Below are 25,098 nucleotides of genomic sequence, written 5' to 3' on the forward strand. Positions count from 1 at the left end.
TTTTCTACTTTGAATAGTCATGGACAAGAAATCGGACCTCCATTTCGAATACCCGCCCAATCTTCATGAGCTGGATCTGGCCACGCTCGTGTCGATGTACCGGGAGCGGGGCATCCCGCGGAAGGCGCGCCCCGGGGAGTACTTCTCCTGCGCCCTTTCCCACCGTCTGATCAAGGAGGGCAAGTGGTGGTTCGGCCGCTACTACAGCCAGGACTCATGGAACAATATGCTGACCAAGGGCTGTGAGGGCTACCCGCTGACCGAGGTGGAGATGAACCTGCTGGGCATGGCCTACGCCGCCGAGGAGGAGCCCCCCGGGCGCGAGGAGGCGGAACAGAACTGCGGGGCCATTTCCAAGCTGGCCTACATGATCGTCAACGACCTGAAGGAATTCGGCTTTCTCTCCATCGACGAACAGGGGCGGCTGCTCATTACGCCGCGCGGCGAGAAGGCGCTGCAGGGTCTGGCCAAGCGTATCTACGGCAAGAACTTCCGGCCCGGCATGCTGAAAGTGAACCGCGAGGGCGCAGCGCCCAATCCCACCATCGAGCGCGCCACCAAAAAGGACAGCGACCAGGCCAGTCTCTTCTAGCTAGCTCTCCTTTCTTTTCCTGCAGATATCTTGCACCGATTCGGCTACCTGCTGGGCGACTCTTTTGTCGAAGGCGCTGGGGATGATCTCCTCGGGCGTGGGCTGTTCCACACAGTCGGCAATGGCGCGGGCGGCAGCCACGAACATGGGGTAGGTGAAGTCGCGTGTTCGGGCGTTCAGGGCGCCGCGGAAGAGACCCGGAAAGGCCAGCACGTTGTTGATCTGATTGGGGAAGTCGGAGCGTCCCGTCGCCACGATACCGGCACCGGCCCGGTGCGCCTCGTCAGGCATGATCTCCGGTACGGGGTTGGATAAGGCAAAAATGATGGGGTCGTCGTCCATCTTGCGGATCATGGAGGCGTTGAGCACCCCGGGTACCGATACGCCTATAAAGACGTCGGCGTCGACCAGGGCGTCCTCCAGGCTGCCGGTGACCCCGCGCCGGTTGGTCAGGCGGGCCATTTCCTGCTTTACGGGATTGAGCCCGTCGCGTCCCTCGGCGATGATGCCGCGGCTGTCGCACATGATCACCTCCTCCACGCCCATGTGCTGCAGCAGCCTGACCACGGCCACCCCGGCGGCGCCGGAGCCATTGATCACGATGCGCAGCTCATCCATGGTGCGTCCGGTGACCCGCATGGCGTTGATCATGCCGGCCAGGGTGACCACGGCGGTACCGTGCTGGTCGTCGTGCATCACGGGGATGTCCAGCTCCTCCTTGAGGCGCTCCTCGATGTCGAAGCACTTCGGCGCGGCGATGTCCTCCAGGTTGATGCCCCCGTAGGTGGGGGCGATGGCCTTCACGGCCGCGATGATCTCCCCGGGGTCCTGGGTGTCGAGCACCACCGGTACGGCATCCACCTGCGCAAACTTTTTGAAGAGCACGCATTTGCCCTCCATGACCGGCAGGGAGGCCTCCGGGCCGATGTTACCCAGTCCCAGCACCGCCGAACCGTCGCTTACCACGGCCACGGTGTTGCTCTTCCAGGTGTAGTCGTAGGCTTTGCTGCGGTCATCCGCGATGGCCCTGCAGGGCTCGGCCACCCCGGGCGTGTAGGCGATGCTCAGGTCCTCGCGGGTGTCCAGCGGCATCTTGGATTCGATCCCCAGCTTGCCCCCGTATTTGCGGTGGGCGTCGAGGGACTGCTGCCCGTAGTCTCCTTTGGTGTCGTCCGGTGCCATGGTGTGCGGTCAGTTGTCGGAATTCTGCATGGTGTAGGAGCTCATGTCGAGGGTGTCGTTGCTGCGGTCTATGTCGGCCACCCGGTTGGTGGGATCGAGCTCCACCGAGTCGATCTGCGAGGCGGGCCGGTCGATGCGCAGCGTGTAGGTGGGGTTGGTCCACGGCCAGTCCTCCAGCACCGTGCGCGGCACGTCGGTCTCGGCGGCCTTCTCCCCGCGCATGATGCGCAGCGGGATGTAGAAGAGCTCGCGGCTGCCGTCGGCGTAGGTGACCAGCACCTCCTGCGGCATGGGGGTGAGCTCGTGGCGTTTGAGGGTGACGAAAGTTTCGCCTCCCTCGCCCACCACGCCGGTTATGCCGTAGTCAATATGGCGCGTGGACTCGATGAAGTGCTGGTAGTACCAGTCGAGCACCATGCCCGACTCGCGCTCCATCACCCGCAAGAAATCGCGTCCGTCGGGATGCTTAAACTTCCAGGCATGGAAGTAGCGCTTCATGCCGCGGTCGAAGACCTCGTTGCCTACGATGTAGCGCAGCTGGTTCAGGAAGACGGCCCCCGTGGAGTAGGAAGCGGCGCCATAGGCCCGGTTGGTGTGGTAGTGGTCGGCGTGGGTATCCAGGGCCTCCTGGTCAGAGGACTCCACGATGCCGAAGTAGGTGTTGTAGGCGCCGGAGTGCGGGTTCGGGTCTTGTCCGTCCCCGAAGAGGTGGCCCATGGTGAGAGCGGAGGCGTAGGTGGTGAAGCCCTCGTCTATCCAGGGGTAGCGGCTCTCGTTGGTGGCCAGCACCCCGTAGTACCACATATGGATGAACTCATGCACGGTCACCCCGACGAGGCTTCCCAGGGAGCGTCCCCCGGTAATCAGCGTGCCCATGGGGTACTCCATGCCGCCGTCGCCGCCCTGGATCACCGAGAAGGTTTCCCACGGATACTGCCCGAAGTTTTCGCTCATGAATTGGAAGGCCCTGACGGTGTGGGAGGGCAGCTGGCGCCAGTTCTGCAGGTACTGCTGCTGCTCTTCGGGGTCGTCGTTCTCGGTCACCGGGTCGGTCTGGTAGAGGAAGTGCAGCAGGGGTCCTCCCGGCACCTGCGCGGTGGTATGGGTAAAATCGGGATCGGCGCCCCACATGAAGTCGTGCACCTGCTCGGCGCGCCAGCGCCAGGTGATCATCTCATCCTCCCCGTGGGAGACCTCCACGCCCTCCTCCTGGTAACCGTGGCCGATCTCATCGGGATTCTGCAGCTGTCCGCTGGCGCCCATCACGTAGTCGGCATCGATGGTGATGTTCACTTCGAAATCGCCCCATACCCCGTAGAACTCACGCGCCACGTAGGGATTGGGATGCCAGCCGTCCTCGTCGTATTCGCTGAGCTTGGGATACCACTGGCTCATGGAAAACTCCACACCCTCGGCGTTGTCGCGGCCGGAGCGGCGGATCTGCAGCGGCACTTGGGCCTGCCACTCCATCTCGAAGGTGGTGCTTTGGCCCGGAAGAATGGGTTCGTCCAGGGTGACCTCCATGACGGTGCCCTCCACGGTCCACTCCACCGCCTCGCCGTCCTGGGTGAGGCTGCCGATGCGCTGGTAGCCTATCTCCTCCTCCGACAGTCCAACAATGCGGTCTCCCACCCGGCTGTCAGGGTCCTCGATGGTGCGCGAGCGCACGTCCATCATGCTGCCCGGCTGGAAGGCGTTGAAGTAAAGGTGGTAGAAGACTCGCCGGAGGGTGTCCGGGGAGTTGTTGGTGTAGGTGAGCACCTGGTGGCCGTCGTATTGGTGGTTCTCGGCGTCCACCGTGATGTCCATCCGGTATTCGGCCCGCTGCTGCCAGTAGTCGGTGCCCTGGCTCCAGGCGGTGCCGGCGAGGGTGAGGCTGAGAATCGTAAGTATGAGAAACTTCGGATGCATGGGAATGGGGTGTCTGGTTTGCTATTGAAGGGTTTCAGAAGGAACTGCGGCTGGCAAAGGCCCGCGAGAGGGTGGCCTCGTCAATGAATTCCAGCTCGGAGCCCATGGGAATGCCGTAGGCGATGCGGGTGACCCGAATATCCTCGTGGGGCCGCAGTAGCTTGTTCAGATAGTAGCTGGTGGCCTCCCCCTCGGAGTCGGGGTTGAGGGCGAGGATGATCTCCTCCACCGTTTCCCCCTCCTCGTTGATGCGCTGCATGAGCTCGCGTATGCGCACGTCGTCCGGGCCGATGTTGTCCAGGGGGGAGATGACCCCGCCGAGCACGTGGTAGCGTCCGCGGAACTCGCCGGTCTTTTCGATGAGGTAGACGTCCTGCGACTCCTCTACCACGCAGATGAGTCCGTTGGCCCTCTTGGGATTGGAGCAGATGGAGCAGGGGTCGTGGTCGCTGATCACCCCGCAGGATTCGCAGCGGGTGATGGAGCGCTTGAGACTGATGAGGGATTCGGCCAGCCTGACCACGCTGTCCTCGTCCTGCTTGAGCAGGTGGAGGGCGATGCGTCGCGCCGATTTTCGGCCGGTCCCCGGCAGTTTGGCCAGCTGCTCGATGGCCTGTTCCAGGATTTCGGAGGTACCCTGCATTACATCCCCAGCTTGCTCATGTCCATGCCGGGGATGCCGCCGCCGGGCATCATGTCCTTGTAGGTGTTCTGCATTTTCTCCTGGGCGGCCTCCTCGGCTTTCTCGAGGGCCTTGTTGACCCCGGCGACCACCAGGTCCTCCATCATTTCGGCGTCGTCGGGATCGATGACGTCGGGGTCGAGGGTCACGCTCAGGATCTTGCGCTGTCCGTTGGCGCGCACCTTCACCATGCCCCCGCCGGCCTCGGCTTCCACTTCCAGTTCGGCCAGCTGCTGCTTGGCCTGTTCAACTTTCTCCTGCAGTTCGGAAAACTTTCCGAACATGTCTGCCATATTCTTGTTCATAATACGCTTGCTTTGGATTGGGTCACGGATTTAAATTATAATCGAGTTCGGCTCCGAATAGTTCGACCAGGGTTTTGATGGCCGGATCGCGTTCCTGCAATTTCTTAAAGCGCTCGTAGGGCGATTCCGACTCCTCCTGCTCCTTTTCGGTGCGCTGTACCCGGCATTTCAAACTCAGGAAGGCCCCCAGGTACTGCTGGAGAATCTTGCCCAGGGGACGGCTGTTCTCGTCCACCATCTGCCTGGCGAAGTCGTCGCTGCAGCGCAGCACCAGATCGCGGTTTTTTAGCTCCACCGGCTCCACGCGCTGCATCTGCAGGTGAAGGGTTTTCGGCAGGTGCTCCCCGATGTCCTCCAGGTAGTCGGGCCAGCATGCGTGCACATCCTCCATGCTGATATCCTTGGGCGCGCGCTTCGGGACGGAGCTGCCGTTGCGCTGCGGACCGCCGGAGGCCTGCCCGGCCGGTGTGCCGGAGGCGATGCCCTTGCCGCCTGAGCGGTTTCTGCCGCTCCCCAGGGAAGGTTTGCCCATCACATTCTCTTCTTCCTCTTCGGAGGTCTCCGCCGGCTCTGAATCGGCTACGGCTACCTCCGCGGAAGCCTGGCGGCCGTTGGCGCCGGCCGGCCTCTCCGGTTTCGGGGCGTCTGCGGTCTTTTCCTCTCCGGTTTCGGGCGTCTCGTCGGAGGGTTCCTCGCTCCCGTCGTTGTCCTGTCCATCGTTGCCGGTGGCGTCGCGATCGGCCTCGCTGCCGTCGGAATCGTCGGACCCGGCCGGGGCGTCCGGCTGTTCACTCAGCTTTTTTTTTAAAGCCTCCAGCTCGCCCAGCAGGGCGTTCAGGTTCTGCGTGCGCTCCATATGGATGAGCTTCAGCAGGGTAATCTCAAACTGTATCTTGGGCTGGTGGGCTTCCCTGATCTTGTACTGCGCTTCGCTGACGATATGCAGCATGCGCATCAGATCGTCCTCGCTGAAGGCATCTGCCGCCCCCCGGTAGCGTTTTTTCATCTCTTCGGAGGCCTCCACCAGGTGCATCTTGGCGGAGTTCCTGGCTACGTAGAGGTTGCGCAGGTGTTCGGTGAGCCCGATCAGGTACTCCTGTATGTCGTAGCCCTCCTGCAGCAGCTCGTTGACCAGCTCCAGTCCCCCGCCCGCATCGTGCTGCTCCACGGCTTCCATAAACTGGAACATCCGGTCGGTGCTCACCACATTGAGCGCGCGCAGCAGTTCCTCATGGCGGATATCGCTTCCGCAGAAGGCGATGGCCTGGTCGAGCAGGCCCAGGGCGTCGCGCAGGGCCCCGTCGGCCTTCTTGGCGATCACGTGGAGGGACTCGCGGTCGATGCGGATCCCCTCTTCCGAGGCCACCTTGTCAAGATGGTCCACGATCTCCTCGATGCTCAGGCGCTTGAAATCGAAGCGCTGCACCCGCGAGAGGATGGTGGGGAGCACCTTGTGGGGCTCGGTGGTGGCGAAGATGAAAATTACGTGGTCGGGCGGCTCCTCGAGGGTTTTCAGCAGGGCGTTGAAGGCGGCCTTGCTGAGCATGTGCACCTCGTCGATGATGTAGATCTTGTAGCGCCCGTTCTGGGGAGGGATGCGCACCTTCTCGCGCAGGTCGCGGATGTCGTCCACCCCGTTGTTGGAGGCGGCGTCGATCTCCACCACGTTGAGGGTCTGATTGAGAGACTCCCCGTCTACCTCGGCGTCGATGTCGTTGACGGCGCGGGCGAGCACGCGGGCCATGGTGGTCTTGCCCACGCCCCGGGGGCCGCTGAACATGTAGGCGTGCGCCAGGCGGTTCTTTTTGATGGCGTTGCGGAGGGTGTCGCTGACGTGCTTCTGCGACACGATCTCGTCAAACGTGTGGGGCCGGTAGGTGCGGGTTAGTGCGCGGTAATTGTCTGACATCCGTTGCTCGCCTTGAGCCTTAAGCCATGTTCCTTGAATAGGATAAGGTACAAAATGTGAAGGCCAATATCGTGGAAAAATGGGTACCGCGGGGCGGTCCTCAGTAACCCTTCGCCCCCTTCAGGTGCTCCTCGAAGAACTGCCAGATGCGGTAGTACTCGTCGTGCCAGGCGTCGGGGTCCTGAAAGCTGTGGCGCTCGGAGGGGTACATCATCATCTCGAACTCCTTGCCGCCCGCCTGCACCAGCTCCTCGATGTACTGGGCGGCGTCCTGGAATCCCACGTTGTTGTCAATCAACCCGTGTAGGATGAGTACCGGCCGCTCCAGCTCTTCGGCGTATGTGACGGGCGAGCTGCGGGCGTAGTTGGCCGAGTCGGCCTCCGGCGTGCCCAGCCGCGGCCAGGTGTACCCGGGGTTGGTGTGGTAGTAGTTCTCCCAGTTGGTGACAGCGCGCAGGGCGGCGGCCGCGTCGAAGTATTCCGGCTCCACGCTGGCGGCGTAGAGGGCCATGAAGCCCCCGTAGCTTCCCCCGTAGACGCCCACGCGCGAGGTGTCGGCCTGGGCGTAGCCGGCGGCCAGGTGCTCGATGCCGTCCACAATGTCGTGGGTCTCATAGCGTCCCATCCAGCCCGTAACGTCCTCCCGGAACGCCCGCCCGTAACCCGTGCTGTGGCGGTAGTCCACCTCCATGACGTAATAGCCGTTGGCGTTCAGCATCTGGTGAAACATGTACTCGCGGTAGTAGCTGTTGGACCATCCCTTGTAGACGTTCTGCAGGGAGCCGGCGCCGTGGACGAAGACCACCACGGGGTACTTCTGGCCGGGCTGCATGTTGTGGGGCTCCAGCACCGACATGGAGATTTCGGTCTCCCCGTCACGCCCGGTGAAACGCAGGTAGTCCTCACGCTGCCAGTCGATAGCGCGGAAACGCTCGGGAATCGTCTGTGTAAGGCGGGTCTCACGCCCGGGCCGCTGCAGATCCACGGCGTAGAGCTCAAAGGGCTCGTTGAAGAAGGTGTACTGGTAGACCACGTGACGTCGGTCGTGGCTCAGGTCGAAGGACTGCCGGTAGCCTTCCATTTCGGTCACCTGCTCGATGCGGTCGCCCTCCAGGTCCAGCGTATAAATGTGCCGCTCGCCCGGGTCCACCTCCGTGGAGGCGAAAACCATCGATTCGGGGCCGGTCCACTCCGCCCAGGGAATGTCGAATGCTCCGCGGGTGTGCTGCGTCATGTCGGAGCCGTCGGGCAGTATGGTGTAGATATGGTTCCATCCGTCACGCTCCGACTGGATCATCAGGCGGTTTCCGCCCTCCGGCGCAAACTCCATACGGGTGCCGTAGAGCCAGCCTTCGGTGGATTCCTCAAAAACCACCATGCTGTCGCCCTCCTGCAGGTCGTGCATGGTGATGGTGCGCTGCTTCATGGGCGGGTCGATGGTTTCCACCGCCAGGTAGCGTCCGTCGGCGCTGGCGCTGGTGCTGACGTAGCCCTTGTGGCGCGCCAGCTCCGTCACGCCGCCCGAGTCGAGGTCAGCCACCGAAATGACCTGGGTGGCCACCCCGCGGCGGGTGGAGCCGGGCTCTACGTAGTGTCCCACATACTCCGGGAAGAAGTATTCGCGATAGTCGTCGGTCATGTACTGGTTCAGCACCAGCCGGCTGCTGCCCACCCAGGAAGCCAGGCCGTAGCCCGGCTGATCGCCGCTGCGGGCGGCGGCCTGTTTCAGACCGGGCTCGTTCACGTTCATCACCCAGATATCCCCGCCCTGCACATAGGCGATACGTTCGCCGTCGGGGCTCCAGGCGGCGCCGTACTCCGGCGCGGACGACTCCACCAGTCGCCGGGCGTTGCCGAAGTCGAGATCAGCCAGCCAGATGTCGCCCCGGCTGCCGTAGAGCAGGCGGTCGCCCTGCGGGGAGAGCTGGTAGCCGCGCTCCAGGTCGCCGGGCGCCGGCTCCCCGCCGCTGCCGTTCAGGCGCACGCGGAAGAGTTCGTTGTCGCTCATGGCCGAGTCGTTGGCCGTGTAGTAGACCCACTCCCCGTCCGGGGAAAAAGCGGCCATATCCGGCCGGTGGCCGGCCAGCAGGGGTTCGTAGAAGATGTCGCGCAGGTCGAGAGTGTCCAGTCCCGACTGCCCGCTTGCAGCGAGGGGGGCCAGCATCAGGGCCAGCAGGAGGGTGCAGGTATAGTTGTTCATGGCGTGATATGCGATGTCGTTGGGATTGGGAGGCGGGAAGGCCGGCTCAGTTCATGGCGGACTCAATGTCGGCGCGCTCCTTGGGTACGTCGGTCAGGTTTTCAAAGCCCTCCTCGGTGATGACCAGGTTGTCCTCGATGCGCACCCCCCCGAAACCGTACATCTGCTCCAGCTTGGATCGGTTGAGGTACGGGGCGGTGGATTCGTCCTCCAATGCCGGACCCAGCAGGGCCGGGATGAAGTAGAGGCCGGGCTCGATGGTCAGCGCCATGCCGGGCTGCAGGGTGCGGCGGGTGCGCAGGTACTTCACGCCCGGGCGCTCGATGCGGTCCACGCCCTTGGGATAGCCGCCCACGTCGTGGGTGTCCAGCCCGAGGAAGTGTCCCAGTCCGTGGGGGAAAAAGAGGGCAAAGATGTCGTTCTGCATGAGCTCTTCGATGTCGCCGTTGACAAAGCCCGCCTCCTTGAGACCCTCCATCATGATGCGGGCGGCCAGAAAGTGGAGGTCCTCCATCTTGGCGCCGGTCTCCACGCCGTCGATGACGCCCTTCTGGGCCTGCAGCACCGCCTCGTAAACCGCCGCCTGGGTCTTTGTGAAGCGTCCGTTGGCGGGGTAGGTACGCGTGATGTCCGAGGCGTAGCCACGGTACTCAAATCCGGCGTCGATGAGGAAAAGGTCGCCCTCCTCGATCTGCCGGTTGTTCTCCACGTAGTGCAGGATGGCGCTGTTGTCGCCCGAGGCGTAGATGCCGTTGTAGGCGTCCAGCTGCAGGCCGTTGCGGATCTGGCAGGCCTCAAAAACCGCCTTGAGCTCGTATTCGTAGAGGCCGGGCTTCAGGGCGCCCAGCACCTCGCGATGGGCCAGGTTGTTGACGCGTCCGGCCTCACGGAGCTGATCCACCTCCCAGTCGGTCTTGAAGACCCTGCAGTGGGTGATGGCGTCCTCCAGCGTTTCCAGGTCGATGGCCGCCTGGCGGTCGAACTCCTCGATGAACTCCGCCTGCACTTCATCCAGGCAGTAGATGGTGTCGGGATCGAGCTCCTTCAGCAGGGCCGGAAGTTCAGAGTCGTAGTGCATGTGGTCGGGACGGTACGCCTCCCGCATCTGCTCCTTGCTCTTCACGCGGCCGTGCCAGACGGCGTACTGCGCGTCGCGGTTGGGGCCGATCAGATGGTACTCCTGTTTCGAGAGGTCGAGCACCAGGTGATAGTCGGGTTCGTTGACGCCGGTGAGGTACCAGAAATTGGACTCCTGTCGGAAGGGGAACTCGTAGTCGGTTTCGTAGCGGTACATCAACTCGCCGCCCTTCATATAGACGATGGCGTTGGACTCCTCGTCCAGCAGGGAGAAGAGTTTGTCGCGGTGTAGGTGGTTCATGGTACGGGGGTGCAGGTTGGTGCGGTTTCCGGCTTTGGATGAGATATAACAAAGCTCCGAAGGAAAGTAAAGACTTATCTGGACGGCCGGGGCCGTCTACCCCCCCTCGAGCAGCTCCTCCAGCTCGCGCGCCCATCGGGCGGGGAGGTCGTCTTCCCCGTCGTCCGCCGGTTCCTGCAGGCGCAGGCGCCCTCCGGCCTCCGTCTCGCGCAGACCCTGCCGGTCGTAAATACGGACCAGGCGGGCGCCGCCCTTCCCGGTCAGGGCCGGATGCCAGAGGGCCAGGGCCACGTTCTCCCCGTCGCGGTTGAGCACGCCCGCCAGCACGGTTTCACCCCCCGGGCCGGGCAGGGGGGCCAGGGCCGCGCGATGATCTTCGGCCTGCCGGAAAAGATAGTACTGGTCGACCGGAAAGGGGGCGGGGCCGCCGGGAAGGCCGAGGTAGCGTACCGGGCAGCCCGGGGGCGACCAGTAGGCGTTGAGCAGGCGTACCAGCGGGTCGTGCAGCTCGGCCGGAGTCTCCCCGCCCAGGAAACCGCGTTCGCGCCACCAGGCGAAGTCGCGGGGCGGGGGATTTCCCCCGGCGAGTTCGGGCAGGGGCGGGGGTCCCTCCAGGCGCCGGGGGGAGGGCTGGCCCGCGCCGGTCTCGTCGCCAGCCCCGGTCTCGTACCAGTGGTCCTCCCGCCCGTTGCTGAGCAGCAGCCAGCGCGCTCCCACTTCCTCGTTGTAGCGCGCGGCCTGCCGGGCGGCGCGCTCCCCGAGGCCTACGGAGCCGGACTTGCACTCCACCAGCAGAGCCGGCTTGAAGTCCTCCCCGTAGCAGACGATGTCGGTGCGAAGACGCTCTTCGGTGAAGCTGCGGTGCCCCTCCTCGGTGGAGATGCGCGTGCGGGGCCAGCCCGCGGAGGTGAGATAGTCGATCAGCCTGAGGCGCACCCGTTCCTCGGGGCGGTTGCGAAGGGCTGTGCGGGTGACGGGATTCCAGAGCAGGAATTCCCCGTCGCGGCGGAGGCGGCGGGGGTATTGTCCGCTGCAGACGCTAGGCATTGGCTTTTTCGGCGTCAAGCTGACGGTTGATGATCAGCTGCTGTCCGATGGACATGACGTTGTAGACCAGGTAGTAGAGGCTGAGTCCCGCGGCGAAGTTGTTGAAAACGAACAGCAGCATCACCGGGAAAATGTACTTGAGAGCCGCCATCTGTCCGCCCATGGCGCCCCCGCCTCCCATCTCGCCCATGCCTCCCATCACCTTGCTCTGGAAGAACATGGCGACGGTCATCAGCAGCACGAAGCCCGCCAGCTGGTCACCCAGGAAGGGAATGCTGAGGGGCAGGCTGAGGATGTAGTCGGGGGCCGACAGGTCGGTGGCCCAGAGGAACTCCTCCTGTCGGATGATGATGGAGTTCTGGAAGAATCGCCAGAGGGTCAGCAGGATGGGCAGCTGCAGCAGGTTGGGCAGGCAGCCTCCGAGGGGATTCACCCCGGCCTCCTTGTAGAGCTTCATGGTGGCCTCCTGCTGCTTCTGCGGCTTGTCCTTATACTTCTCCTGGATCTCCTTCATTTTGGGCTGAAGTTCCTTCATGGCGGCCATGCTGCGGTAGCTTTTCATGGTCAGCGGAAAGAGGACCACCTTGACCAGCACGCCGAAGAGCACGATGGCCAGCCCGATGCTCATGTAGTCGTCTATGGCATAGAAGTAGGGGACAATCACGTAGCGCACCAGCGGATCAGAGAACCAGCGGATCCACGAGTAGCCCACGTCCACCATGTCGTAAGCCTGGTCGTCGAAGCTGCTGAGGGCGTAATAGGACATGGGTCCCGCATAGAGCTGGAACTGCGCGGTGAACTCCTGCGGGAGGTCGATGGTGACGTAGGACTGGTAGTTGTGGCGGGTGGAGGGCGCGTCGGGCACGCCGGTTACCTCCCCGATCATCAGGGCGCCGTCGGTGGGCGACTGCGGTTTGATGATCTGCGTAAAAAACTTGGTGCGGGTGGCCACCCAGTCGATGTTGCCGTTGATGGTCTGCTCCCGGCTCCCGGCCTCGCTCAGCAGCAGCTGAGTCAGCTCCTCCCCGGCGTAGGTGTAGGCCGAGAAGTAGACACTCTCCTGGCTGATGCTGCGCTCGGTGGGCGCCAGCGGAGACGTCCAGCCAAAGTCCACCGTTCCCCCCACGATGTTCTGGGAGAGTCCTTCGAATCGCACATCCAGGTCCATTTCGTGGGTGCCACCCCGTAACGTGTAGACGAATTCCACCCGCCGCCCGTCGGATAGATCCAGGGCATAGGTGAGGGTCTGCTCCTCGCCCTCCTCCAGCACCAGGGTGTCGCCTGGGGTGACCTGCTCGAACAGCAGATGCTGGGTCTCCACGTTGTAGTTGCCCGTGGTCAGGAAGCCGGCCGAGTAGGCCGAATGGGTGGTGTCGCGGATCATCTGGATCTGCTGGTGGTCCCAGGTCTGGCTGTTGTCGCCCAGCAGGGTGAGGGAGCGCGGACCGGCGCCCAGGTTGGTGAAGGTGGCGCGGTAGAGGGGCGATTCAATGTGAATCTCCGTGGTGTCGCCCACCGCGGCGCTGGCATCGCTGAAGATGCCCATCTCCCGGGGCTCATCCTGATCGGGTCCCAGCCGCTGGCCGCCCGCCTGCTGTCCCCCGGCCTGCTGCTGTCCTGCGGTCTCTCCCTGCCCCTGTTCTCCCCCGCCGGCCTCCCCGGTGTCGGGGTCGGCGGCCGCCATGGCCGAGTCCTGTTGCGCCTGCGCCGCGGCGATACTGTCCTGCCGCATCTGTTGGGCCTGCTGCTGGCGCAGCTCCTCCTCGCTGGGCATGGAGACGTAGGCCCAGGCGACCATCACGATGAAAATGAGAATAAGTCCTGTTACGGTGTTGCGGTCCAAGATTACGGTCGTTAGGGTTGGCGGTTGGGGTGGGAATCGGGGCTCTCAGCCGGCTGCGTCGGGAAAGACGCCGCGGTTTTGGAAGGCGCGGCCGGGCCGTCCGGAACGGGGTCGTGTCCCCCGGCGCTCCAGGGGTGGCAGCGCGCAATGCGCTTGAGTCCAAGCCAGCCGCCCTTGATGGCGCCGTGACGGCGCACCGCCTCCAGGGCGTAGGAGCTGCAGGTGGGGTGGTACCGGCAGGAGCCGGGGAACCACGGCGAAATGACAAGCTGGTAGGCCCGGATGATGCCGATGAGCAGGTATTTCATAGACGAGGTCCGGAAGCGGCGGTCAGTCGTTCCCGCGCCTGCTCCAGGAGCGAGCGCACGTCCCCTTCCAGTTCATGGTATCCGGCATCGATGGAAGTGGCCATGAGGGCTCCTTGGAAGGTGATCTGTTGGGTGTCTACGGTTTCGGAAAGGTGGGTCTGGTGATGCCGGAAGGCCTCCTTGAGGCGCCGGCGGCACTGGTTGCGCCTGACAGCCTTCCCCATTCTCCGGGGTACGATAAACGCCATTTTGTACTCCGGATTGTCCGAGGGGCGGGTGTGGTAGCGAAGGTCGGCATAGGTCCCGCGCAAGTGACTGGCGTTGCGGGAAAAGAGGTTCTGGAACGCCTTGCGGCCCCTCAGGATGCGGTTTCTGGGGAGGCTGCGGTCAGGCTCGTCGGCCGAAGATGTCCTACTTCGGTCCTTTCTCATCACTGATGGTCAGGCGATGACGGCCTTTCTTCCGGCGGCTTTTGAGTACATTCTTGCCGTTCTTGCTGCTGTTGCGCTTGCGGAAACCGTGCTTGTTCTTGCGCTTGCGGCTGCTGGGTTGGTAGGTACGTTTCATGGTTACTGAGGACTCTTTCTTTCGCTGCTTCCGTTTTTGATCAGACCCCCAATTTAAAAATTATCTGGGACAATAAGAACCCTCATTTGCGGGTTAGAAGCGTGCAGGGCGGGTTGGCCCGTCTGCAGGGGTTCACGCACCCGCACATTAATTTGAACAGGCAGTGCCTAAGCTGTAACTTTAATAATTACTCACCATGACAAGTCGCACCACACGCGAGGCGAAGCTCCATGTTTGAAAACTTTACCGATACCGTTGGGGATCTGCTCACCACCCTCTTCGGCTCCAAAAGCGAACGGGACGTCAAGAAGCTCTGGCCCGTGGTGGAGGAGATCAAGTCCTTTGACGAAGAGATGCAAGGCAAAAGCGAGGAGGAGCTCAAGGAGGAGACTGATGCCTTCCGCGAGCGCCTACAGGAGGCCACCCGGGAAATCGAAGAGGAGATCGAGTCCCTCAGGGCTCGCATCAACAACAACGAGGAGGAGCTCACGGTGGACGAGCACCGCGAGATGGCCGAGAGCCTTGAAACCCTGGAGCAGCAGTGGCTGGACCGCACCGAGGAGGTGCTCGAGGAGCTGCTGCCGCGCGCCTTTGCCGTGATGAAGGAGACCTGTCGCCACTTCGTCGGCAAAAAGTGGGAGGTGGGCGGATCCATGCAGGAGTGGGACATGGTGCCCTACGACGTGCAGCTTCTTGGCGGGGTGGCCATGCACCAGGGCAACATCGCCGAGATGAAAACCGGGGAGGGCAAGACCCTGGCCGCCCTCTTCCCCGCCTACCTGAACGCCCTGGCCGGGCGCGGCGTGCACATCGTCACCGTGAACGACTACCTGGCCAAGCGTGACGCCGAGTGGAACAAGCCCCTTTTTGAATTTCACGGGATGGAGGTGGACTGCATCGACCGCTACCAGCCCAATACCGAGCAGCGCCGCCGGGCCTACCGCGCCGACATCACCTACGGCACCAACAACGAGTTCGGCTTCGACTACCTGCGCGACAACATGGTCATCAGCTCCGAGCAGCTGGTGCAGCGCGACCACCACTTCTGCATCGTCGATGAGATCGACTCCATCCTCATCGACGAGGCGCGGACCCCGCTGATCATCTCCGGCCCCGTGCCCGAGGACTCCCAGTCGGCCAAGTACGAGGAGCTCAAGCCGCGGGTGCAGTCGCTGGTCACCGCCCAGAAGAAACTGGTGGCCAGCCTGGTCAGGGAGGCCCAGAAGGAGCTGGACGAGGGCAACGAGGAGGCCGCCGGTCTGGCCCTATACCGCGCCCAGCGGGGCTTCCCGAAGAACAAGCAGTACCGCAAGATGATGCAGATCCCGGCCAACCAGAAGATGGTGCAGCGCACCGAGGCCTTCTACCTGCAGGACAACGCCCGCCGCCTGCCCGAGGTCGACGAGGAGCTTTACTACGCGGTCGACATGAAGATGAACAGCATCGAGATGACCGAGAAGGGCCGCGACTTCCTCACCAAGGCGGACGAGGACGAGGACTTCTTCATCATTCCCGACCTGGGCACCGAGACCACCGACATCGACGAGGAGATCGACGAGAAGAAGCGCGAGAAGATCGCCGAGATCGAGGCCAAGGAGGATTTCAGCGAGGACTACAAGGAGAAGAAGGTCAAGGAGGTCGAGCAGGAGATGGCCCAGGAGCGGGAGCGCCGCTTCGGCGAGCTGCGCCGTCTCTTCGCCGAACGCAGCGATCGCATTCACACCATCAACCAGCTGCTTAAAGCCTACACCCTCTTCGAACGCGAGGAGGAATACATCGTGCAGGAGGGCAAGGTGCAGATCGTGGACGAGCACACCGGCCGCGTGCTGTCGGGCCGGCGCTACTCCGACGGCCTCCACCAGGCCATCGAGGCCAAGGAGGAGGTGGAGGTGGAGGCCTCCACGCAGACCTACGCCACCATCACCCTGCAGAACTACTTTCGCATGTACCACAAGCTGGCGGGGATGACGGGTACCGCGGCCACGGAGGAGGGCGAGTTCAAGGAGATTTACGACCTGGACGTGCTGATCATCCCCACCAACGAGCCGGTGATCCGCGACGACAAGGAGGACCTGGTCTTCCGCACCAAGCGCGAGAAGTACAACGCCGCCGTCGAGAGGATCCGCGAGTATCATGAATCGGGTCAGCCCGTGCTGGTGGGCACCACCTCGGTGGACGTCTCGGAGACCATCAGCCGCATGCTCAAGCGCGAGAGCATTCCCCACAACGTGCTCAACGCCAAGCAGCACGCCCGCGAGAGCGATATCGTGGCGCAGGCCGGACAGCCCGGCGCCGTGACCGTGGCCACCAACATGGCGGGCCGCGGTACCGACATTAAACTGGCGCCCGGCGTGCGCGAAAAGGGAGGCCTGGCCATCCTGGGCACCGAGCGCCACGAATCGCGGCGCATTGACCTTCAGCTGCGCGGTCGTGCCGGTCGTCAGGGCGACCCCGGCGAGTCGCAGTTCTACGTCTCCCTGGAGGACGACCTGATGCAGCTTTTCGGCTCGGACCGGGTGGCCAGCGTGATGGACAAGCTCAATTTCGAGGAGGGCGAGGTGATCACCCACTCCTGGATCACCAAGTCCCTGGAGCGCGCCCAGAGCAAGGTGGAGCAGAACAACTTCAGCATCCGCAAGAAGCAGCTTGAGTACGACGACGTGCTCAACAATCAGCGGGAGGTCATCTACGCCCGTCGCAAGCACGCCCTGTCGGGCGATCAGCTCCGCGGCGACCTCTACGACATGCTGGTCGACCTGGTGGAGCGCGTGGTGGAGCAGCACTATCCCAACGGGGAGTTCGACAAGCTGCGCGACGAGACCCTGCGCTTCCTGGCCGTGGACATCGAGCTCGACAAGGAGCAGATGAGCCAGCTGGGCGAGGACGGGCTTATCGACCACATCATCGACCGCGCCTTCGAGGTCTATCGCAAGAAGGAGGAGATGATTGCCGAGCCCCTCTACCGGGTGATCAAGAACATTGACGAGTCCGAATCCGAGAACAAGCCCACCAAGGTGCAGGTGATCTTTACCGACGGCATCCGCCGCATGCGCGTGGTGGTGGACGTGGAGGACGCCCTGGAGAACGAGGGCCACGAGGTGGCCCGCGCCCTGGAGCGCACCGCCGTGCTGTCAACCATCGACGACAAGTGGATGGAGCACCTGCGCGAGCTCGACTCGGTCAAGCAGGGCATCGGCCTGCGCTCTTTCGGCCAGAAAGACCCCCTGCTGGAGTACAAGCGGGAGGCCTTCGACATGTTCAAGAACCTGCTGGACGAGATCAACCAGGAGGCCATCTCCCTCATCTGGAAGGCCATCCCCGAAATGCAGGCCGACCAGCAGCGCCTGCAGCAGGCCCGCCAGCAGAAGGCGAAGGTGGATATGAACAAGGCGAAGACCGAACAGGCCGACTCCACCAACATGGGCTTCAATCAGCAGGCCGGTCAGGGCGGTCAGGCGCAGAACGGCGACCCTCAACAACAGCGCCGCAGCGACCGCAAGCCGCAGCCGGTGACCGTGGAGGACGAGCCCGGCCGCAACGACTACGTGAAGATCCAGAATATGGACAGCGGAAAGGTTATCGATATCAAGTGGAAGAAGGCCGAGCGCATGATCGAAGACCAGGGCTGGATCCTCATCGAAAAATAGTTCATGGAAGTACTGGGCATTGACATCGGCAGCTACGGGGTGAAAGGCTGCATCGTGGATACCGAACAGGGCGAGATCCTGTCGGATCGCTACAGTACCGACCGCCTGGAGGACACCTCCCCCAAACAGCTCCTCTCGCTCATGCACAAGGTGGTCCGCAAGCATTTCCAGTGGGACGGTCCCGTGGGCTGCGCCTTTCCCGCTCCCATCAGCCACGGCATCGTGCTCGACACCAAGCGCGTAGACGATTCCTGGATGGACGTGGACGCCCGACAGCTCTTTTCGGAGATCACCGACAACGAGGTGCATGTGATCAACGACACCGACGCCACCGGCCTGGCCGAAATGCACTTCGGAGCGGGACGCAACCACAACGGCATGGTGATTGTGCTGACGGTGGGCACCGGAATCGGCTCCTCGTTGTTTATGGACGGCACGCTGGTGCCCAATTCCGAGCTGGGACGCATTAGCATCGACGGGCAGACCGTGGAGGAGCTCGCCTCCAACCGCGCGCGGAAGGAGGAGGGCATCGGCAAGAAACGCTGGGCCAAGCGCCTGCAGAAGGTGCTGGAGACCTACGAGAAGCTATTCCATCCCGACCTTTTTATTCTCGGGGGACAGCTGAGCCGGAAGACCGAAAAGACCCTGCCCTATATCAAGATCAACACCAGCTTCAAGGCGGCCAGCTTCCAGAACGACGCGAGTATTGTGGGCGCGGCCATGGTGGCGGCCGACCGCAAGAGCCGCCGGAAGGACACCTTTTTTCACTGAGTGGGTTGGGTTGCTGGCGGCGTGGCGGCGTGATGCACCCCACAGGCCGATTTTTCACACCTTTATTTTTGTGAAATTTTCACAAGTCCTTCCTTTGTCAGATGCATTTGAAAGCTGTTACGGGCATATGAGCATTCTGAATTTGTGAAAAAATCACAAATCTAAACCAGGGAAAATGGACGAGAGGGGGATAGTCCGATCGTATGGGATATCTTACTTTAAAGCAGGTTTTGTGGAAGAATCGAGGAAGGCCGTGTTATGTGTCCTCCTCCACAAATCCTATTCATGGGCTAAAGATCGGAGATCCTGGCCATCCAACTTACCCTTCAGTTTCAAGGAGCGGATATTAGGCCTGGACTTGCCCTTTTTATCCAGAGAAGAGAGGTACATATATACCATTTTCAGTTCCTTTTCGGAAAGCCGGTCAATTTCCTTCTTTAATTTCTCTTTTGTGATCATAGCCCAATGAGCTTCGCACCTATTGAAATGAAATTAACGGTCGCGAAAGTTCATAAGTACTGATCATTCGTCGAAGGAGTCCGGCAGGTCATTTTCGTAGAGTACCACGTCGCCTTCCCGGGCGAAGTCCTGCATCATCTCGTTGGCCTGGAAGAGTCCCCCGGCCCGCTTCACCTTTTCCATGTCGAAGCCGGTGGAACGGATGCCCTCATAGATAGGCTCGGTGCGCTTCTCCCCCACCAGAATCACCAGGTCCAGCCCCGCCCGCCCGATCTGCTCGCCGAACTCGCGGTTCTTCTCCTCCTGCAGCTCGCCCAGCTCGATCATGCCGGGGGTAATGATCACCCGCCTACCTCCCTCGAAGGAGCCTAGGATCTCCAGGGCGTTGCGGGCGCCGGTGGGATTGGAGTTGAAGGCGTCGTCGATCACCGTGAGCCCGTTCTGCTTTTTCAGCTCCAGGCGGTGCTCCACCGGCTCGATGCGCCGGGCCGCCACGGCGATGGTCTTCAGCCGCAGGCCCATGTGCCGCGCCACGGCGGCAGCCAGCAACAGGTTCTGCACGTTGTGGGCGCCCAGCAGGCGCATGCTAATCTGCTCGCGCCCCTCGACGTCCTCCCCTTCCACCAGTGTGAAGCTCGTGCCCTCCGGCCCGTAGGCTACCTCCCCCGCCCGCAGGTCGCCGCCCTCCATCCCCGCCGTAATCACGCGGATGTCATCGCGCTCCCCGCCCATGGCCCGCACTCGCTCGTCGTCGGCGTTCAGTACAGCGACCCCGCCGGCCGGCAACCGCCGCACCACGGTGGACTTGGTCCGTGCGATCGCCTCCTGCGAGCCGAAGGTCTCCAGGTGCGCAATCCCCACGTTGGTGACCACCGCAATGTCGGGCTCGGCGATGTCGCAAAGCTCGTCGATGTTGCCCTCGTAGCGCGCCCCCATCTCCAGGATCAGCACCTGGTCGTGGGCCTCCAGGCGGTTGTTGATCACCTTGCAGATGCCCATGGGGGTGTTGTAGCTGGCCGGGGTGGCGCAGACGCGGTAGCGCTCCCCAAGCAGGTCGCGCAGCATGAATTTGGTGGTGGTTTTCCCGTAGGAGCCCGTAATGGCCACCACCGTCAGCTCCGGCATGGCAGCCAGTTTTTCGCGGGCCTGGCGGATGTAGCCCTGGTTGATGCGCTCCTCCACCGGCTGCATGATGCGCCCTGCGGCCCAGATCCAGAGGGGCGGCAGCGCGTCGGCCAGCACCCAGCCGAAGGCAAGTATGTAGATGTCGGCCATCTGAAGCGGCGGCGTCCGGAAACTGAGTCCCGTACCCGGGATGTAGCCGGCCATCGAGGCCATGGTGGCCGCAAAAGGCAGCAGCAGCGAAAGCAGGACGAAGGGAACCAGAAGGCGCTTGACCCTGTCGGTGAGCACCAGCGGTTTCTTGCGCTTCTCCTCGGCGTAGTAGTCGAAGCGCCCGAACCAGAAGATGCCGAAGACGCTCAGGATGATTACCGCCGCGCTGCCGGTGACGGTGTCCGACAGCAGCCAGAGCAGGATGAGAATGAGCAGGTTGTAGAGCACGTGCTCGGGAGTGATCACCCGCTCGTTCCAGTGCTCGAAGCACCACTGCCGGTATTCGTTGAACTTGTAGCCCTTCAGCTGGAAGATGTGGAGGAAAAAGCGGCTCCGGAGGAAGGTGTGGCGGGCCATTACCAGCAGGAAGGCCACCGTGAGCAGGTCAATAAATGTGAGGTACCAGTTCAAACGCGGCTGCTTTTGGGGTGCGGGGAGGGGCGCCGTCCGGTCGCTAAAGTAGATTCATTCCGTTATATTAACGGGCTGCTCCGGCAGCGTCATACGGAACACTCATCTCAAAGGTCCACCAATATATGAAATTAATCATCCCGATGGCAGGCCGCGGGACCCGCGTCCGCCCCCACTCCCACACCGTACCCAAACCCCTGCTGCCGGTGGCCGGCAAGATGATCGTGGAGCGCATCGTGGAGACCTTCGTGCGCACGCTGGACCGGAAGATCACCGAGATCGTCTTTATCCTGGGACCTGATTTCGGGCGGGAGATCCGTGAGTCTCTGGAGGCCATGAGCGAGCGTCACGGGGCCGAGGCCCATTTTCGCATCCAGGAGGTGGCCGAAGGCACCGCCCACGCCGTCTACAGCGCGGAAGACCAGCTGGATGGGGAGTGCATCATTGTCTTCGCCGACACCCTTTTCGACACCGAGGGAACGGTCTCCCTGGAGGGCGCCGACAGCGTCATATGGCTGAAGCAGGTGGACGATCCCTCCCGCTTCGGCGTGGCCGTATATGAGGGCGACCGCATCACCGATTTCGTGGAGAAGCCCGACGAGCCCATCTCCGACCAGGCCATCATCGGGGTGTACTACTTCCGCGACGCCTCCAGCCTGAAGGAGGAGATCGAATATCTGCTGGACAACGACATACGGGGACACGGGGACGAATTCCAGCTCACCGACGCCTTGGACCGCATGCTCAAGAAAGGGGACGTCTTCAAACGGGCGTCCGTAGACGAGTGGCTCGACTGCGGCACCCTCGACGCTTGGCTGGAGACCTCCGGCGTGATCCTGGAGAAAGAGGGAAGGGAATACGACGAAGACGACTTTACCGAAACTCGCATCATCCCGCCCGTCTATATAGGGGAGAACGTGGAGCTGGAGAACTGCATTATCGGCCCCCACGCCAGCATCGCCGACGGCTGCAAGCTGTACAAATGTACCATCAAGAACAGCTTGGTGCAGGAACACGCCGACTTGGAAAACTGCCGCCTGCAGGATTCAACGGTAGGGCGACACACTCGCCTGCACGGGGTAGACCAAGAGGTGCATGTGGGGGACCATTCTACGGTGGGGGTGGAGATCTAAAGATCTTTCCGTTCTGATGTAATCTTCCTGTCTACTTTCATTTTTCCTGAACAGTTACACCTATTGAGTAGGGAGGAGGTCAAAAGCGACGACGTCGGGCATTCTCAGAGATACCCAAAACTATCAACACTATAAACCGGAGCACATGCAGAAAGAGATTTTACGTCAAATGGTCGAACAGAGCCGGAAGGACTGTTTAAGAATTTTAAAGGATATAAATGCCGATAACGCCGATTACCGCCTGACAAAAGAAACCGCCTCCGTGGGGTTCATTTATAGATATATCGGCGAGGCGACAAATATGATGGCTCAGTTCTTTGGCTATGACACCGACGTAGAGGGAACTACGATGGGGCAAATAGATACGGGAAAAGATTATGACCTTGAAAAAAGCCGGATGCTTTTTGAAAACGGATACAAGACGCTTGAAAAATTGGTGAAGGAAATCTCTCTCATCACTGCGGGCAAATAGCATCGGCTATAGTGAAGGGGAAGGAGTTTTGAAAAATCCAGGACACGGATGGATTCATTCATTGATCTGAACTCACATATACATGGCTCCAATCCGATTCAAACATGCCGGACACTGGCAAAATCTTAGCCATCTGGTTAAGCAGCTTCAGCTTATTGAGGCATTGAGTGTAAGCGATCGGGTTGAGGTTGCTTCACAAGGATTTGCCACTCCATTCCAGGTAATTCCATTGGCCTGTGTAATAAATGCCAAAAAATTGTCGCCATATGTGAAGAATGAACATTCTGATATTGCAGCGTACTTGAATACGATTCGATTTCCAACCGGAATAAGGGCTGAGGAAGCAACACCCGGAGCAAGCGGCAATTACCTCCCCATAGCCAGGATCTCCGATGCAAAAAGTCCCGGTTCACGGAGTGAAGAATCTTACAAGCATCTTGAGGATCAGTACAGAGAATTGATTCTGTCTTGTTTTCCAGCGATCAGGGAAAAATTAAGCAATGCCATTGCATTTTTTCTCTCGGAATTGATTGAAAATGCCAAAGATCATTCCGAAGCGAAAAATTTTTACATTTTTGCACAATACTGGCCTGCACTCGGAGAATTTGAACTTTGTATGATGGACGACGGAATAGGTCTGAGGGGCTCCCTTTCCAAAAGGTATGAGCACGTTACTACCGACGAAATTGCCGTGCGGGAAGTTATTCAACGTCAACTATCTGCCAGAATTAGTGAGGTGGAGGCTTTACCGGGTACCGGCTTAGCGAATACCATTCGGATAGTTACCAATAAAGAACTGGTAAGTACGTTTACTCTGTTATCCGGTAATTATGGATATAGCTGTTCGAATGATCAATGCCGATGGGTAAAACCCGGAACCCTATCTCTTTCAGGAACATTGATTAACATTCGATTAAAAGAACCGAAGGAAAGGCTTAATATTTTCAGTTATATTCAATAAAGAATAATCCAATGCTGTCCCTGAAAGAGACATATCGAACCACACATCTTACCACCCGGTCTCTGGCTAAAAAGGTGTTTGAAGATCTTATGCAGAGGAACGCCTCAGAACAGGTGTTGGATTTTTCAGACATCGAATTTGTTTCCCGGTCGTTTATGGTGCAGCTTTACGCAATGTTGGCCAAGAAGCGTTCACAGGCACGGTTTATCAACATGAATGACGAAGTTGAGCAGATGTATCAGCTTGCAGTCCGTGCCTATAATACACCCGCCATTCTTACTGATTCAATGTCAAATAGCAGTACACCCACTGTTTTGACGATCTCCTGACCAAGCAAATCAATAAGCAGGGGGCATTAACTTCTGGTTATTAATAAGCTTCGGGACTACGATGGAGCGGTCTTGCTCTGCCATCCCGCACGTGAATCCCGGTACCGCCCGGCAGATTCTATCCCCTCTCCCGCACCGGTGTCATCTCAATGCGGAATTTTCGTACCATCTGGGTTGACAGGTTCAGGGGATTGGTGTCCAGGTAATAGAGTGCGCCATTCTTGATGATATAGTTATCGGAATCGTGGCCGGGAAAGGCATTCAGCAGTTTTCGTGGCCAATCGAATGATCCCAGCAGGTTGCCCTCCTCGTCCAAAACCCGCCACTCCGTGGAGTCCATGCTGTCGGTGTATATGGATACCCAGAGCCGGTTTTGATCATCCACTACGATCTGATCCAAAAGCGGCCACCGATCCGGTACCTCCAAGACGTTAAAAGTGCGGGATATCGCTGACCATGTATCCAGGAGGGTGTCACGGTGTGCCCTTGTAAATGAGGTTGCTTCCCACGGGGCGTATACAGCCCGCGCATAGGTGCCGTCGGATCGGTACGTGCGGATAAGGAATTCGTCTGTATAGGCCCTGTATATATGTCCGGACCCGGAAATCACCATCAGGTGTCGATTAGCCAACGGAAAGGAACGTTTGTTGACCCTTGAGCCAGATCCGGTTCTGATGATTTCCGGATGCTCGTATTCCATGATCACATCGGACACCGGCTCTATGTTCTGGTCAAAGTGAACAAAGTATGATCTCAAATTCGTTATCGAGGGCGCTTCGTCAGCGGACAAACTAATACCGCCAATGCGAAACTGGACCAGATAGGTACCATCCTTCCTGTAATAGAAATCGAAGGGACGCCGGCCCGAGATCGTATCGATGTGATCCCAGTTGCGCATCTCCAGATTTGCCACGTCGGCCAGCTCATAGGTGTCCAGGTAGAATCGGCTGACCCTGAAGTTGGTGTCGTCATACACAAACAGGTATTCCTCATTCACCCCTATATTCAGACCGCCGCGTGTAGTCAGGAACTCACCCGGCCCGCGGCCAGCCCTGCCTATGGATTGCAGAAAACTCCCGTCGGGATTATACACGTGGATCCTGTCGTTGCTCATGTCCGCCAGGTAGACCCGGCCCCGGTCGTCCACCGCGAAATCGTTGATGTAGCCGAGGTGGACCACTTCGTCGTATTTGTCGCCGAAACTATGCTCCTCAACCAGCTCGATTTTGTACTGCGGCTCCGGATTCTCCGGCAGCACAGTCAAATTTTCCACGTCCTGCAGGTGCTCGGGGATATCCCCGTTCGATTCGGGGGAGTGGTTCTGGTCCGGTCCACCTGAGGAACAGGCAACAAACAGAAGCGAAACGGACAGTAGACCGGTAAGCAGGCGCATGGGCCTGGGATAGGGTTTTGGCTCTTTGTAATACCAACTTAGTAATATTGAGGCCAAATTCAACAAAGTCCCGCGGGGTGTCCCCTCAAGTAGTTTTCCAGTGGGTCAGGCCGCATCTGGAATTGGAACACGTTGCTTGTGGATTGTCATGCCTTCCCCTAATCTTGCTGTTCGCAAATTATCTGCTAAATTAAGATCAAAATTACCACGCCGGTTATTTGCCAGGTCGGTACAGCCCATCTCCAAGAATTGTAAAATCAATC

The 25,098-nt window shown here is 60.6% G+C and carries 21 protein-coding genes; 7 read left to right on the forward strand and 14 right to left on the reverse strand.

The features are described 5' to 3' along the window. The first annotated feature begins 19 nt into the window (after window positions 1–19). Window positions 20–592, forward strand: coding sequence for a hypothetical protein (locus tag U5K31_08760; protein ID MDZ7772813.1), 573 nt, complete (start codon window positions 20–22; stop codon window positions 590–592). Here U5K31_08760 and U5K31_08765 read toward each other — a convergent pair whose 3' ends face one another. From U5K31_08765 to rpmH, 12 genes are all read right to left on the reverse strand, one after another. Then, a complete protein-coding gene (locus tag U5K31_08765) occupies window positions 593–1,774 on the reverse strand; it encodes an NADP-dependent malic enzyme (protein ID MDZ7772814.1) in 1,182 nt (393 codons plus the stop codon). It lies immediately after the preceding gene. A 9-nt stretch (window positions 1,775–1,783) separates the two neighbouring features. Further along, window positions 1,784–3,685: a M1 family metallopeptidase gene (locus U5K31_08770; protein ID MDZ7772815.1), complete on the reverse strand. Its 1,902-nt coding sequence runs from the start codon at window positions 3,683–3,685 to the stop codon at window positions 1,784–1,786. 34 nt (window positions 3,686–3,719) lie between these two features. Next, window positions 3,720–4,328 (reverse strand): recombination mediator RecR, encoded by a 609-nt coding sequence (gene recR / locus U5K31_08775; GenBank protein ID MDZ7772816.1) that lies wholly within the window; start codon window positions 4,326–4,328, stop codon window positions 3,720–3,722. Further along, window positions 4,328–4,672 carry a YbaB/EbfC family nucleoid-associated protein gene (locus U5K31_08780; protein MDZ7772817.1) on the reverse strand — a complete coding sequence of 115 codons (345 nt, stop codon included), beginning with the start codon at window positions 4,670–4,672 and terminating at the stop codon, window positions 4,328–4,330. The genes recR and U5K31_08780 overlap by 1 nt, the downstream gene beginning before the upstream one ends. A 22-nt stretch (window positions 4,673–4,694) precedes the next feature. Continuing rightward, entirely contained in the window at window positions 4,695–6,581 is a 1,887-nt protein-coding gene (gene dnaX / locus U5K31_08785; protein MDZ7772818.1) for a DNA polymerase III subunit gamma/tau, read from the reverse strand. Between the two features lie 100 nt (window positions 6,582–6,681). Continuing rightward, window positions 6,682–8,781: a prolyl oligopeptidase family serine peptidase gene (locus tag U5K31_08790; protein MDZ7772819.1), complete on the reverse strand. Its 2,100-nt coding sequence runs from the start codon at window positions 8,779–8,781 to the stop codon at window positions 6,682–6,684. A gap of 46 nt (window positions 8,782–8,827) precedes the next feature. Then, window positions 8,828–10,159 (reverse strand): aminopeptidase P family protein, encoded by a 1,332-nt coding sequence (locus tag U5K31_08795; protein MDZ7772820.1) that lies wholly within the window; start codon window positions 10,157–10,159, stop codon window positions 8,828–8,830. Window positions 10,160–10,255: 96 nt separating this feature from the next. Continuing rightward, a complete protein-coding gene (locus U5K31_08800; protein ID MDZ7772821.1) occupies window positions 10,256–11,206 on the reverse strand; it encodes a type I restriction enzyme HsdR N-terminal domain-containing protein in 951 nt (316 codons plus the stop codon). Then, window positions 11,199–13,049, reverse strand: a complete 1,851-nt coding sequence (gene yidC / locus U5K31_08805) for a membrane protein insertase YidC (GenBank protein ID MDZ7772822.1) — start codon at window positions 13,047–13,049, stop codon at window positions 11,199–11,201. The genes U5K31_08800 and yidC overlap by 8 nt, the downstream gene beginning before the upstream one ends. Before the next feature lie 11 nt (window positions 13,050–13,060). Beyond that, window positions 13,061–13,357: a membrane protein insertion efficiency factor YidD gene (gene yidD, locus U5K31_08810; GenBank protein ID MDZ7772823.1), complete on the reverse strand. Its 297-nt coding sequence runs from the start codon at window positions 13,355–13,357 to the stop codon at window positions 13,061–13,063. Further along, complete coding sequence (locus U5K31_08815) at window positions 13,354–13,788, reverse strand: ribonuclease P protein component (protein MDZ7772824.1); 435 nt, start codon at window positions 13,786–13,788, stop codon at window positions 13,354–13,356. The genes yidD and U5K31_08815 overlap by 4 nt, the downstream gene beginning before the upstream one ends. Then, entirely contained in the window at window positions 13,769–13,924 is a 156-nt protein-coding gene (gene rpmH, locus U5K31_08820; protein ID MDZ7772825.1) for a 50S ribosomal protein L34, read from the reverse strand. Before rpmH ends, U5K31_08815 begins: the two co-directional genes overlap by 20 nt. 230 nt (window positions 13,925–14,154) lie before the next feature. Between rpmH and secA the strand changes: the two genes are divergently transcribed. Beyond that, entirely contained in the window at window positions 14,155–17,571 is a 3,417-nt protein-coding gene (gene secA / locus U5K31_08825; GenBank protein ID MDZ7772826.1) for a preprotein translocase subunit SecA, read from the forward strand. Between the two features lie 3 nt (window positions 17,572–17,574). After that, window positions 17,575–18,342, forward strand: coding sequence for an ROK family protein (locus U5K31_08830; protein ID MDZ7772827.1), 768 nt, complete (start codon window positions 17,575–17,577; stop codon window positions 18,340–18,342). A 522-nt stretch (window positions 18,343–18,864) separates the two neighbouring features. Here the strand turns inward: U5K31_08830 and murF are convergent. Next, window positions 18,865–20,547 carry a UDP-N-acetylmuramoyl-tripeptide--D-alanyl-D-alanine ligase gene (gene murF, locus U5K31_08835; protein MDZ7772828.1) on the reverse strand — a complete coding sequence of 561 codons (1,683 nt, stop codon included), beginning with the start codon at window positions 20,545–20,547 and terminating at the stop codon, window positions 18,865–18,867. 125 nt (window positions 20,548–20,672) lie between these two features. Here murF and U5K31_08840 point away from each other — a divergent pair, with 125 nt between their 5' ends. From U5K31_08840 to U5K31_08855, 4 genes are all read left to right on the forward strand, one after another. Next, a complete protein-coding gene (locus U5K31_08840; GenBank protein MDZ7772829.1) occupies window positions 20,673–21,680 on the forward strand; it encodes a sugar phosphate nucleotidyltransferase in 1,008 nt (335 codons plus the stop codon). A gap of 145 nt (window positions 21,681–21,825) precedes the next feature. After that, window positions 21,826–22,152: a hypothetical protein gene (locus U5K31_08845; protein ID MDZ7772830.1), complete on the forward strand. Its 327-nt coding sequence runs from the start codon at window positions 21,826–21,828 to the stop codon at window positions 22,150–22,152. Between the two features lie 82 nt (window positions 22,153–22,234). Continuing rightward, window positions 22,235–23,113: a hypothetical protein gene (locus U5K31_08850; protein MDZ7772831.1), complete on the forward strand. Its 879-nt coding sequence runs from the start codon at window positions 22,235–22,237 to the stop codon at window positions 23,111–23,113. Window positions 23,114–23,124: 11 nt separating this feature from the next. After that, window positions 23,125–23,442, forward strand: coding sequence for a hypothetical protein (locus tag U5K31_08855; protein ID MDZ7772832.1), 318 nt, complete (start codon window positions 23,125–23,127; stop codon window positions 23,440–23,442). Between the two features lie 118 nt (window positions 23,443–23,560). Here the strand turns inward: U5K31_08855 and U5K31_08860 are convergent, their stop codons facing one another. Further along, entirely contained in the window at window positions 23,561–24,835 is a 1,275-nt protein-coding gene (locus tag U5K31_08860; GenBank protein ID MDZ7772833.1) for a 6-bladed beta-propeller, read from the reverse strand. Between the last annotated feature and the right edge of the window lie 263 nt (window positions 24,836–25,098).

The sequence above is a fragment of the Balneolaceae bacterium genome (assembly GCA_034521445.1).
GTDB lineage: Bacteria > Bacteroidota > Rhodothermia > Balneolales > Balneolaceae > JAXHMM01.

What these genes read in the sequence shown, in the direction of transcription:
- U5K31_08850 (MDZ7772831.1), top strand. Translation starts at nt 22,235, where the DNA reads ATGGCTCCAATCCGATTCAAACATGCCGGACACTGGCAAAATCTTAGC.
- U5K31_08795 (MDZ7772820.1), bottom strand. Translation starts at nt 10,159, where the DNA reads ATGAACCACCTACACCGCGACAAACTCTTCTCCCTGCTGGACGAGGAG.
- U5K31_08780 (MDZ7772817.1), bottom strand. Translation starts at nt 4,672, where the DNA reads ATGAACAAGAATATGGCAGACATGTTCGGAAAGTTTTCCGAACTGCAG.
- U5K31_08845 (MDZ7772830.1), top strand. Translation starts at nt 21,826, where the DNA reads ATGCAGAAAGAGATTTTACGTCAAATGGTCGAACAGAGCCGGAAGGAC.
- recR (MDZ7772816.1), bottom strand. Translation starts at nt 4,328, where the DNA reads ATGCAGGGTACCTCCGAAATCCTGGAACAGGCCATCGAGCAGCTGGCC.
- U5K31_08790 (MDZ7772819.1), bottom strand. Translation starts at nt 8,781, where the DNA reads ATGAACAACTATACCTGCACCCTCCTGCTGGCCCTGATGCTGGCCCCC.
- U5K31_08860 (MDZ7772833.1), bottom strand. Translation starts at nt 24,835, where the DNA reads ATGCGCCTGCTTACCGGTCTACTGTCCGTTTCGCTTCTGTTTGTTGCC.
- rpmH (MDZ7772825.1), bottom strand. Translation starts at nt 13,924, where the DNA reads ATGAAACGTACCTACCAACCCAGCAGCCGCAAGCGCAAGAACAAGCAC.
- U5K31_08800 (MDZ7772821.1), bottom strand. Translation starts at nt 11,206, where the DNA reads ATGCCTAGCGTCTGCAGCGGACAATACCCCCGCCGCCTCCGCCGCGAC.
- U5K31_08765 (MDZ7772814.1), bottom strand. Translation starts at nt 1,774, where the DNA reads ATGGCACCGGACGACACCAAAGGAGACTACGGGCAGCAGTCCCTCGAC.
- U5K31_08760 (MDZ7772813.1), top strand. Translation starts at nt 20, where the DNA reads ATGGACAAGAAATCGGACCTCCATTTCGAATACCCGCCCAATCTTCAT.
- secA (MDZ7772826.1), top strand. Translation starts at nt 14,155, where the DNA reads ATGTTTGAAAACTTTACCGATACCGTTGGGGATCTGCTCACCACCCTC.
- U5K31_08830 (MDZ7772827.1), top strand. Translation starts at nt 17,575, where the DNA reads ATGGAAGTACTGGGCATTGACATCGGCAGCTACGGGGTGAAAGGCTGC.
- dnaX (MDZ7772818.1), bottom strand. Translation starts at nt 6,581, where the DNA reads ATGTCAGACAATTACCGCGCACTAACCCGCACCTACCGGCCCCACACG.
- U5K31_08815 (MDZ7772824.1), bottom strand. Translation starts at nt 13,788, where the DNA reads ATGAGAAAGGACCGAAGTAGGACATCTTCGGCCGACGAGCCTGACCGC.
- U5K31_08840 (MDZ7772829.1), top strand. Translation starts at nt 20,673, where the DNA reads ATGAAATTAATCATCCCGATGGCAGGCCGCGGGACCCGCGTCCGCCCC.
- U5K31_08855 (MDZ7772832.1), top strand. Translation starts at nt 23,125, where the DNA reads ATGCTGTCCCTGAAAGAGACATATCGAACCACACATCTTACCACCCGG.
- U5K31_08770 (MDZ7772815.1), bottom strand. Translation starts at nt 3,685, where the DNA reads ATGCATCCGAAGTTTCTCATACTTACGATTCTCAGCCTCACCCTCGCC.
- yidD (MDZ7772823.1), bottom strand. Translation starts at nt 13,357, where the DNA reads ATGAAATACCTGCTCATCGGCATCATCCGGGCCTACCAGCTTGTCATT.